Source organism: Streptomyces aureus (assembly GCF_001418135.1).
In the GTDB taxonomy this organism is placed as follows: Bacteria; Actinomycetota; Actinomycetes; order Streptomycetales; family Streptomycetaceae; genus Streptomyces; species Streptomyces aureus_A.
Map to the genome: position 1 here is coordinate 1 of NZ_LIPQ01000435.1, position 10,299 is coordinate 10,299.

8 protein-coding genes and 2 pseudogenes are annotated in these 10,299 nt (G+C 74.0%); 4 read left to right on the plus strand and 6 right to left on the minus strand.

Features of this window, described 5'->3' with window-relative positions; genetic code table 11:
* Positions 1–313, plus strand: a pseudogene (locus AOK00_RS29845) (precorrin-4 C(11)-methyltransferase); the annotation flags it as partial.
* An 89-nt stretch (positions 314–402) separates the two neighbouring features.
* On the opposite strand, the gene AOK00_RS41640 reads toward AOK00_RS29845, so the two are convergent.
* Positions 403–477 (minus strand): 50S ribosomal protein bL37, encoded by a 75-nt coding sequence (locus AOK00_RS41640; protein WP_106976029.1) that lies wholly within the window; start codon positions 475–477, stop codon positions 403–405.
* Positions 478–539: 62 nt separating this feature from the next.
* Between AOK00_RS41640 and AOK00_RS29850 the strand changes: the two genes are divergently transcribed.
* Entirely contained in the window at positions 540–1,253 is a 714-nt protein-coding gene (locus AOK00_RS29850) for a hypothetical protein (RefSeq protein WP_055603341.1), read from the plus strand.
* A gap of 166 nt (positions 1,254–1,419) precedes the next feature.
* Here the strand turns inward: AOK00_RS29850 and AOK00_RS29855 are convergent, their stop codons facing one another.
* Positions 1,420–2,544, minus strand: a complete 1,125-nt coding sequence (locus AOK00_RS29855; RefSeq protein WP_055603347.1) for a cobalt-precorrin-5B (C(1))-methyltransferase — start codon at positions 2,542–2,544, stop codon at positions 1,420–1,422.
* 12 nt (positions 2,545–2,556) lie between these two features.
* Here AOK00_RS29855 and AOK00_RS29860 point away from each other — a divergent pair, with 12 nt between their 5' ends.
* Positions 2,557–3,279, plus strand: a complete 723-nt coding sequence (locus tag AOK00_RS29860; protein WP_055603342.1) for a cobalt-precorrin-6A reductase — start codon at positions 2,557–2,559, stop codon at positions 3,277–3,279.
* Positions 3,280–3,286: 7 nt separating this feature from the next.
* Here AOK00_RS29860 and AOK00_RS29865 read toward each other — a convergent pair whose 3' ends face one another.
* A complete protein-coding gene (locus tag AOK00_RS29865; RefSeq protein WP_055603343.1) occupies positions 3,287–5,701 on the minus strand; it encodes a PA14 domain-containing protein in 2,415 nt (804 codons plus the stop codon).
* 248 nt (positions 5,702–5,949) lie between these two features.
* Between AOK00_RS29865 and AOK00_RS29870 the strand changes: the two genes are divergently transcribed.
* Positions 5,950–7,464, plus strand: coding sequence for a serine hydrolase (locus AOK00_RS29870; RefSeq protein ID WP_079042268.1), 1,515 nt, complete (start codon positions 5,950–5,952; stop codon positions 7,462–7,464).
* A 145-nt stretch (positions 7,465–7,609) separates the two neighbouring features.
* Here AOK00_RS29870 and cobJ read toward each other — a convergent pair whose 3' ends face one another.
* The 3 genes and pseudogenes from cobJ to AOK00_RS29885 all read right to left on the minus strand — a co-directional run.
* On the minus strand, positions 7,610–9,094 hold the full coding sequence (gene cobJ, locus AOK00_RS29875; protein WP_055603345.1) for a precorrin-3B C(17)-methyltransferase: 1,485 nt from the start codon (positions 9,092–9,094) through the stop codon (positions 7,610–7,612).
* The gene (locus tag AOK00_RS29880; RefSeq protein ID WP_055603346.1) at positions 9,091–9,726 is read right to left on the minus strand and encodes a precorrin-8X methylmutase; all 636 of its coding nucleotides are present in this window, start codon (positions 9,724–9,726) and stop codon (positions 9,091–9,093) included. Before AOK00_RS29880 ends, cobJ begins: the two co-directional genes overlap by 4 nt.
* A 14-nt stretch (positions 9,727–9,740) precedes the next feature.
* Positions 9,741–10,299, minus strand: a pseudogene (locus tag AOK00_RS29885) (hypothetical protein); the annotation flags it as partial.

Consider the following 10,299-nt stretch of genomic DNA (forward strand, 5'->3'; position numbering starts at 1 on the left):
CGAGGGCGAGGACCTGGCGACCCTGGGCCGCAGCGGCGCGCTGCTCGTCCTGCACCTGGCCGCGCGGTACGTGGACCGGGTCGTCGCCGAACTCGTCCCCCACTACGGCACGGACTGCCCGGCGGCGGTCGTGGCGATGGCCAGCCGCCCCGACGAGATCGTGCTGCGGGGCACGCTCGAGGACATCGCGCCCCAGCTGAAGGCGGCCGGCATCACGAAGACGGCCGTCATCCTGGTGGGCCGCACGCTGGGCGCCTCGGAGTTCCGCGACAGCCACCTGTACGACCCGGCACGCGACCGCCACGCCTGCTGACGCCGGCCGCGCACGGACGCGCCGGGGCCCCGGGGAGTCCGATCCCCGGGGCCCCGGCGCGTGGACGTCGGACCTCCGACGTCGGTGGGTCAGGCGTTGGGCCGCTTGCCGTGGTTCGCGTTCTTCTTCTTGCGGGCGCGCTTCTTGTTGCCTCGCTTGGCCATGGGGCTCCCTCTCGCTCAGGGGGTATGTGCTGGTAAGCCTAGGTTCGTGGCCCGGGGGCCGCATGTCGGCCGTCAGCGGCGTGCGGTCTCATGGGGACGTGACTGTCTACGACGTGGCCCGGGCGCTGCCGGGCATCGAGGAACTGCGCGACCACAGCCGGGGGCTCGCGATGACGGAGGCCGTGCTCAGCCCGGAGTGGGAGAGCCGGTACTACTCCTTCGACGCGCACTGGTCGGAGACCGAACAGCTGGCGTCGATGAAGGACGGTCAGGGCGGCGAGTACACGATCGTGCTGTCCGCGGCCGGGGCCTTCGCGCGTGGCTTCGACCACGAGTCGCCGATGAGCCCGTACGGGGCCGCCGCGGACGGGGAGACGTGGCCCGGGGTGCTCGACGGGGTCCCGGAGGCGTTCCGGGAGTACCTGACGGAGCCCGCCTTCACGGACGAGGACGGGATCCACGTGACCACCGCCTGTCTGTGGCGCGAGACCGCCGACACGGCCTGGCACACGGGCCCGGTCGAGTTCACGGACCTGGAGGACCACGAGGACCCGGACGGCTCCGGCGGCCTCTTCCACCACCTGACGGACCGCTCGGCGGAGGCGTACGCGGAGTGGGCCTCGGACTACTACGAGCGCCCGGTCGACATCGAGGCCGTACGGCACGTCCTCGCCCTGCGCCCCCTGACAGCGGAGGTCGTCGCCGCCCTCAACCCGGAGGTCACGCTCGCGGACCTCGCCGAGGACGTACGGGAGATCGGCTACCCGACGGCCTGACGGGCCCGGAAGCGGAGGGACCGGGCGTGGCGGCGCGCCCGTCCTGGCCACCGGCGACCGGTGGCGGCGCGCCCGTCCTGGCCACCGGCGACCGGTGGCGGCGCGCCCGTCCTGGCCACCGGCGACGTGTGGCCACGCGCCCGGTCCCGCCACCGGCGACCCGTCGCTACGCGCCCGGTCCCGCCACCGCCGACCGGCCCACCACCGTCCCCGCGCGGTCGATGCAGATCACGTCCACCGCCACCGGGGCGCCCCGGAGCACCGCCAGGGCCTCGTCGCGGGCCCGGGCGGCCACCAGGTCGCCCAGGGGGACGTGCGCGGCCTCGCAGAGGCGGAGCGCGGCGAGACCCGTGTTCGCGTCCGCGATCTCCGCGGCGAGGGCTTCGGACGCGCCGCCCGTGCGGGCCAGCTCCGCCAGGAAGCCCTTGTCGACCTGGGAGCGCGCCGAGTGGAGGTCCAGATGGCCGGCGGCCAGCTTGGAGAGCTTCGCGAAGCCGCCGCAGATCGTGAGGCGGTCGACGGGGTGACGGCGGATGTACTTGAGGACCGCGCCCGCGAAGTCGCCCATGTCGAGGAGTGCGATCTCCGGCAGGTCGTAGAGACCCGCGACGGTCCGCTCCGACGTCGAGCCCGTGCAGCCCGCCACGTGCGTCAGACCGCCCGCGCGGGCCACGTCCACGCCCCGGCGGATCGAGTCGATCCACGCCGAGCACGAGTACGGGACCACGACCCCCGTCGTGCCGAGGATCGACAGGCCGCCCAGGATGCCGATCCGGGGGTTCCAGGTGGAGCGGGCGATCTCGGCGCCGTTGTCGACGGAGACGGTGATCTCGACGTCGCCGCTCCCACCGTGCCGGGCCGCGACCTCCGCCACGTGCTCCCGCATCAGCTGCCGCGGCACCGGGTTGATCGCCGGCTCGCCGACCTCCAGGGGCAGGCCCGGCAGGGTGACGGTGCCGACGCCCTCACCGGCCCGGAAGACGACGCCCGACCCGGCCGGCAGGAGCCGTACCGTCGAGCGGATCACGGCGCCGTGCGTGACGTCCGGGTCGTCGCCCGCGTCCTTGGTCACGGCGGCCATGGCCGTACCGGCGTCGAGGGACTCCGCCGTGAGCGCGAAGGACGGCGTCTGGCCCTTCGGCAGCGTGACGGTCACCGGGTCCGGGAATTCGCCGGTCAGGAGCGCCGTGTACGCGGCCGTCGTCGCCGCCGTCGCGCAGGCACCCGTCGTCCACCCCGGGCGGAGGCCCGTGTGCTTGAGTTGGGCCTCACGCCCGCCGCCTGAAGTCACGAAGAGGCTCCTGTGCACATACTCATTCTCGGGGGAACCACCGAGGCCCGCGCCCTCGCGGGACTGCTGCACGCCGAGGCCCGGGTCACCAGCTCCCTCGCGGGGCGGGTGTCGAGCCCCCGGCTGCCCGAGGGCGAGGTGCGGATCGGCGGGTTCGGCGGCGTCGACGGGCTCGTGGAGTGGATCGGCGGGCACGCCGTGGACGCGGTCATCGACGCCACGCATCCCTTCGCCGAGCGGATCAGCTTCAACGCGGCCCGGGCGGCCGCCACCGCCCATGTTCCCCTGCTGGCGCTGCGCCGCCCCGGCTGGGTCCCTGGAGAGGGCGACGACTGGCGCTCCGTGGCGTCCCTGGAGGCGGCGGCCGCAGCCCTCGACGGCCTCGGTGACCGGGTCTTCCTGACGACCGGCCGGATGGGCCTCGCGGCCTTCGCGGACCGCCCGGAGTGGTTCCTGGTCCGCTCGGTGGACGCCCCGGAGGCCCCGATGCCGGCCCGCACGGAGACCCTCCTCGACCGGGGGCCGTTCACCCTGGACGGCGAGCGGGAGATCCTGGCCCGGCACCGGATCGACGTCCTGGTGACGAAGGACAGCGGCGGCGCGGCGACCGCCCCGAAACTGGCCGCGGCCCGCGAGGCGGGCCTCCCGGTCGTCGTGGTCCGCCGCCCCCCGGTCCCGGAGGGCGTGCCGGTGGCGGCGACCCCCGGGGAGGCCGCCGCCTGGGTGCTGCGGTAGGAGTGCGTCAGAGCCAGGAGGCCCAGATGCCGTACGCCGTCGTACGGACCGACTGCTCGGTGCCCGAGGGGTCGGTGAAGACCACCCGGTAGTACTGGAGGCTCAGCAGGTCCTCGGCCACCGCCGAGTCCATGTACTGGTAGGGCGCGCCCTCCAGGGCCCCCGTGGTGAGGGTGGTCCAGGAGCCCGCGAGCGGGTTCCAGCGCTCCACCCGGTACTGCGTGGCGGTCCCGCAGGGCACGGAGGACCCGTCGGAGCACTGCAGCAGGAGGGCGGGGTACTGGGCGTCGCGGATGTGGGTGTCGGTCCAGCCCGGAGGCCGGGTGTCCGCGGGGGTGACGGTGATCTCGGCCGGGTCGAGTTCCCCGAGGACCGGGTCGGGGTCGAACCGGTCCATGGCGGCGACGCGGTAGGTGTGCGGGCGGCCGTCGGGGACGGTCGGGCAGAGGATCTCGGTCTCGGCCAGGGAGGTGCCCGTCCAGCAGTTCCTGGTCCACGTGGTCGCGCCGGTGGCGGGGTCGGTGGTGCTCTGCCACACCGCGTAGCCCTCGACGTCGTCGTCGGCGGGCGGGGTCCAGGTGAGGCGGACGCCGAGCGGGATCTGTTCGGCGGTCAGGTTCCGCACGGGGGCCGGGCGCACGGTGTCCGGGGTGGTCTCCGTGGCGGCGGGTCCGGGCTGCGACGCGTGCCCGTACCGGTCGATCGTCACGATCCGGTACTCGTACGTCGTCTCGGACCTGCCCTGGACGTCCCAGCAGCGGCCGTCGATCATCTTGCGTCCGGCGTAGGAGGGCGCGGTGTCGTCGGCCCACGTCCAGCTCACGTCGGGGCCGGTCAGCGGCCGGTCGTCCGAGGTGAACGGCTTGCATCCCTCGACGGTGCTGGTCTCACCGGTGGCTGTGTCGGTGCGGACGATCCGGTAGGCGGGAAGGGGATTCTCGTCGACGGTCCACGGATCGGCGCCGAGCCACCAGATCATCACGCCTTCGTCGAACCTGTTCGCCGTCGTCCGGAACGGGGGGATCGACTCGGCCCGGTCGGCCATCGACAGCGTGATCTCCACGGGGGCGGCGGCGTTGCCCTTCGCGTCGACGGCCCGCACCGCGTACCGGTACGTGTCGGCCACCGCGGCCGCCTGGCGCGGCACGACGTCGGTCGCCGTCGTGGTGTCGCCCGTGGGCAGGGCGTTCAGGTGCTCGCCGGTCGCGGGGTCGTACTGGACGACCCGGTACGAGGCGGCGCCGGCCACGGGGGACCACGTGAGGTGGGGGACGCCCGACCGGTGGTCGGCGCGGACGTCGGTGACGGGCGCGGGGGGCGTCAGATCCGCGGTGGTGAGGGTGGTGGCGGGCGAGTACGGGGACCAGTTCCCGGCGGCGTCGCGGGCCCGGCCGCGGTAGGTGGCGCTGCTGCCGTCGGCGGGCTGGCCGGTGTCGCAGATGGAGCCCCTCGCGCCGGAGTGGACGGTGGTCCAGACGCCGGTCACCGGGTTGTGGCGCTGTCCCTCGTACCACGCGATGTCGGCCGAGTTCTCCGCCGTGGTGACGAGTTGGGGGGCAGCGTAGGGGAGGCCGTCCGGGCAGGCGTCCAGCATGACGTGCGGGGCGATGGGCGGGGTCTTGTCGACGGTGGCGACGGTGAGGTCGGCACTGCCCGGGGACTCGTTGCCGGCCTTGTCGACGGCGCGGAGTTCGTAGAGGAAGCGCTGACCGGTGGCGGGCGGGTGGTCGCCGTACGCGGTGCCGGTGACGAGCGCGGTGCCGCCGGTCCTGGTCCAGGCCGTGGAGGTGCTCGGCCGCCGGTAGACGCGGTATCCGGCGTGGTCCATCTCCTTGTTGGCCGCCCACTTCAGGGTGGTCCTGTTCAGGGAGCGGTCGTACGCGACGGTGGCGCCGGTCGGTGCCAGCGGGCGGACCTTGTCGACGGTCGGCGACGTGTTGGGCGCGTAGCCGAACTTGACGTTGGCGGCGCCCGTCCAGGTCGCGTAGGACACGTGGATGGTGTGCCGGCCGGCCGGGACGGTCACGGCCACGGTCTTCTTCTGGGTCGTGGAGACGTTCTTCCACAGGTCGATCCTGCGGACGCCGTCGAGGTGGACGCGGATGCCGTCCTGTGCCTCGGCGGTGAACGTGAAGGGGCCACCGGAGCCGAAGTCACGGGTGACGGACCAGCGGACGGAGAAGTTGTCCCTGGGCAGCGTGACGCCCGCCGGGTCGCCGGTGCCGTAGTTCTCGGCGATGACGCTGTCGCAGGTGGTCAGCCTGGGCGTGCCGGTGAGGGTGGTGTTGGCGTAGTACTCCGCCTTCCACACCGGGGAGGCGCAGGTGACGGCAGCGGCGGCGGGGGCGGCGGTCAGGAGACCGCCGGATGCGGCGAGCGCGGCCGTCGTGGCCAGGGCGCTCAGCCGGTTACGGGTCGTCACAGAGAGAGGGCCCTTTCCGGACCTATGGGAAACAGGTGATGTGGTGCGGGACTCGTGGGGGAGCCGGGACGGTGCGGGTGGGGCCGGGTCACCGCCGGATGCGGACTCTACCGGCCGGTTCCGGCGCTGGACCAGGGGGCCGGGGCCTCCGCTCCGCCCGGCGCGACAGCGGCTTCCTCCGGGCGTTCAATGGAAGCGTGGTTACCGTCCGATGGCTGGTCACCGCGGGGATCGTGTCCGTGCTGGGCATGGGTTCCCTCGCCGGGACCGGTCCGACCCCGACCCCCACGCCTGAGCCTCCGCCGGCCCAGCCGCCGCCCCAGCTCGACGGGGCGGACGTGGACCGGGCCGTCGACCGGCTCGACCCGAGCGTCGCGGAGCTGATGAGGAAGACCGGGGTGCCCGGGGTCTCCGTCGCCGTCGTGTACAAGGACCAGGTCGTCCACATCAAGGGATACGGCGTGCGCGAGGTCGGCAAGGCCGGCAAGGTCGACGCCGACACCGTCTTCCAGCTGGCCTCCGTGTCGAAGCCGGTCGCCTCCACCGTCGTCTCCGGAGCGGTCGGCGTGGACGGCTGGCAGAAGCCGGTCAACCCCGAACTCCCCGAGTTCCGGCTGAAGGACCCGTGGGTGACGGACCACGTGACCGTCGCCGACCTGTTCTCGCACCGCAGCGGCCTCCCCGACCACGCGGGCGACCTGCTGGAGGACCTCGGCTACGACCAGGAGTACATCCTGTCCCATCTGCGGTACGAGCCCCTCGCACCGTTCCGCGCGAGCTACGCGTACACCAACTTCGGCCTGACGGCGGCCGCCGAGTCCGTCGCCGCGGAGAAGGGCGTTCCCTGGGCGAAGCTCGCCGAGGACACCCTCTACAGGCCCGCCGGCATGAACGACACCAGCTCCACCTTCCAGGACTTCGTCTCGAACCCCGACCGGGCCCACGGGCACGTCAAGGAGGCCGACGGGACCTGGAAGGCGCAGTTCGTCCGGGACCCGGACGCCCAGTCCCCCGCCGGTGGCGTCAGTTCCTCGGCCCGTGACATGGCGACCTGGCTGCGGCTCCAGCTCGCCAACGGCTCGCTCGACGGGAAGCGGATCGTCGCCGAGGACGCCCTCGACCTCACCCACCACCCCGAGTCCGTCGCCAACCCGGCGCACGCACCCGCCGCGAGGACCGGCTTCTACGGCCTCGGCTGGAACGTGTCGTACGACGACGAGGGCCGGCTCCGCCTCTCCCACACCGGCGCGTTCGCGCTCGGCGCGCACACCAACGTCACGATGCTGCCGGGCGAGCAGCTCGGCATCGTCGTCCTCACCAACGGCGCGCCGGTCGGCGTCGCCGACGCCGTCGCCCTCGACTTCTTCGACACCGCGCAGGACGGGAAGCCGAGCCGGGACTGGCTGCCGCTCGTCAACGCCCTGTACGAGCAGGAGGCGGAGGCCGGCCGCTCGGCCACGGACTTCGCGAAGCCGCCGGCCGACGGGACGCCCGCGAAGGCGAACAGCGTCTACACCGGCACGTACGGCAGTGACTACTACGGCCGTCTGACGGTGGCGGAGGAGAACGGCGGTCTCGTCCTGCGACTGGGGCCGGAGCCCCAGTCGTACCGGCTCACGCACTACGACGGCGACACGTTCAGCTTCCCCACGCGCGGGGAGAACGCCGTCGGCCCCACCGGCGTCACGTTCTCCCCCGACGGGAAGACCGTCCGCGTCGAGTACCTGGACGGCGAGGGCCTCGGCACCTTCACCCGCGACTGACCGCGGCCGGCCCCGGGGACGAGCCCGAAGAGCGGGCGGACCAGGTGCAACGGCGAACGGCGCCCCCGCGCCCGCACGGTGGAAGGGCTCCTGCCGCCCGGTGCCGAGCAGCAGGAGTTCCGACCTCCGTCGGCCGTCGGGGCCGTCAGCCGTACCGGCGCGGGGTCCAGGCGATCGTCCGGCCGTCGGCGCGCTCGACCGCCCGCGTCTGCGAGGAACCGATGAGGAGCAGGGTGCGCATGTCGACCTCGGACGGCTCCAGGGTCTTCAGGGTCACCACCCGGACCGACTGCTCGGGGCCGCCGACGTCCCGGGCGACGACCACCGGGGTCTCGGGCGACCGGAGTTCGAGCAGGAGGTCGCGGGCGGCGGCCACCTGGTGCGTACGGGACCTCGACCCCGGGTTGTAGAGCGCGAGGACCAGGTCGGCGGCGGCCGCGGCGCGCAGCCGGGTCTCGATGACGTCCCAGGGCTTGAGCCGGTCGGAGAGCGAGATCGTCGCGTAGTCGTGGCCGAGCGGGGCGCCCGCGGCGGCGGCGGCCGCGTTGGCGGCGGTCACTCCGGGGAGGACCCGTACGGGCACGTCCGCGTACTCCGGCTCGCAGGCGACCTCCAGGACGGCCGTCGCCATCGCGAAGACACCCGGGTCGCCGCCGGAGACGACCGCGACCTTGTGGCCGCGGCGGGCCAGGTCGAGGGCGAACTCGGCGCGCTCGGACTCCACCTTGTTGTCCGAGCCGTGCCGGATCTGCCCGGGGCGCAGCACCGGCACCCGGTCCAGGTAGGTGGTGTAGCCGACGAGGACGTCGGCGTTGACGAGGGCGCCGCGCGACTCGGGGGTGAGCCAGGGCGCGCCGGCCGGGCCGGTGCCGACGACGACGACCTCGCCCCGCTCCCGTACGGCGGGTTCGCGGTCGATACGGGAGGGCAGCACGGCGACGGAGAAGTACGGGACCGACCCGGGGTCGACGTCCACGAGGTCGCCGGTCCGCTCGCCCGCCATGAACGCCCGCTCCACGTACCGTGCGTCGTCGAGCCGGCCGGCCCGCTCCAGGGCCCGCTTCACGGTGGGGAAGGTGCGGCCGAGCTTCATCACGACCGCCGAGTCGGTGCCCGCGAGACGGGCCGTCAGCTCGTCCTCCGGCAGGGTGCCGGGGATGATCGTGAGGACCTCCTCCGCCTCGCACAGCGGCTCGCCGAGGCGGGCGGCGGCGGCGGACACCGAGGTGACACCGGGGATGACGGTCGTGTCGTAGCGGTCCGCGAGCCGCTTGTGCATGTGCTGGTACGAGCCGTAGAACAGCGGGTCGCCCTCGGCCAGGACGGCGACGGTGCGTCCGGCGTCGAGGTGCGCGGCGAGGCGGGCCGCGGCCTCCTCGTAGAAGTCGTTCAGGGCGCCCCGGTAGCCACCCGGGTGGTCCGTGGTCTCCACCGTGAGCGGGTACATCAGCCGCTCCTCGATGTGGTCCTCACGGAGGTGCTCGGCGGCGATCGAGCGCGCGATGGACCGGCCGTGGCGGGCCGAGTGGTACGCGATCACGTCGGCGGCGGCGATGGCCTTCACGGCGGCCACCGTCATCAGGTTCGGGTCGCCGGGGCCGAGCCCCACGCCGTACAGCTTGCCGGTCACTTCTGAATCTCCGCTTCGTGGGCGATCGCGTTGATCGCGGCGGCCGTCATGGCGCTGCCGCCGCGCCGGCCCCGTACGACGAGGTAGTCGAGGCCCAGGTCCTGCGCGGCCAGGGCGTCCTTGGACTCGGCGGCGCCGATGAAGCCGACCGGTATGCCGAGGACGGCGGCGGGCCTCCCGGCCCCTTCCGCGACCATCTGCAGGAGGTGGAAGAGGGCGGTCGGCGCGTTGCCGATGGCGACGACGGAGCCTTCGAGACGGTCCCGCCACAGTTCGAGGGCCGCGGCGGAGCGGGTGGTGCCGAGTTCGGCGGCGAGGGCCGGCACGGACGGGTCCGAGAGGGTGCAGACCACCTCGTTGTCGGCCGGCAGCCGGCGCCGGGTGACACCGCTCGCGACCATCTGCGCGTCACAGAGGATCGGCGCTCCGGCCCGGAGGGCGGCGCGGGCGTTCGTGACGACCTGCGGCGACCAGGCGATGTCGCGTACGAGGTCGGTCATGCCGCAGGCGTGGATCATCCGGACCGCCACCTGGGCGACGTCGGCGGGCAGGCCCGCCAGATCCGCCTCGGCGCGGATCGTGGCAAAGGACTGGCGGTAGATCTCCGCCCCGTCCTTCTCGTAGTCGAACATCCTGTTGCTCTCGCTCATCTCGTCGTGCGGGCCGCGGTCACGGCTTCGGGCAGGGCGGTACGGGGGGTGGGGACGCCGTCCACCAGGTAGTCGCCGCCGGCGGTGGCGAGGACGTCGGTCCAGGCGCCGTGAGGGTGTCCGCAGCGGCGCTCGCACCCGGAGAAGTGCACGGGGAGGAGGCGGTCCTCGATGCGTCCGGGGCCTCCGGGACCTCCGGGGTGGCCGTGGTCTTCGGGGTGGCCGGGGCCTTCGAGGTGTCCGGCGCCTTCGGGGTGCACGGGGCCTTCGGGGTGCACGGGGGTGGCGTCGGCGCGGACGTCGGCGAGGGACCTGGCGCAGCCGGGCCGCCCGGTGCAGGCGGTGACACCGGCCCAGGGGGAGTCGGGGCGGGTGATGAGCCCGGCCGCGTCGAGGGCGGGCAGCCGGTCGGCGCCGGCCCCGGCCACGACGACCCCGCGCCAGGGCGTGAGCCGGACTTCCCCGGCGGGGAGCAGTGCCCGGAGCTGGGCGGCGGTCAGGCGGCCGAGCGGGGCGAGGACGGAGAGGGCGGCGGGCCCGAGGACGCCGGGGGAG

What these genes read in the sequence shown, in the direction of transcription:
- AOK00_RS29850 (WP_055603341.1), top strand. Translation starts at nt 540, where the DNA reads ATGTCGGCCGTCAGCGGCGTGCGGTCTCATGGGGACGTGACTGTCTAC.
- AOK00_RS29870 (WP_079042268.1), top strand. Translation starts at nt 5,950, where the DNA reads ATGGGTTCCCTCGCCGGGACCGGTCCGACCCCGACCCCCACGCCTGAG.
- AOK00_RS29880 (WP_055603346.1), bottom strand. Translation starts at nt 9,726, where the DNA reads ATGTTCGACTACGAGAAGGACGGGGCGGAGATCTACCGCCAGTCCTTT.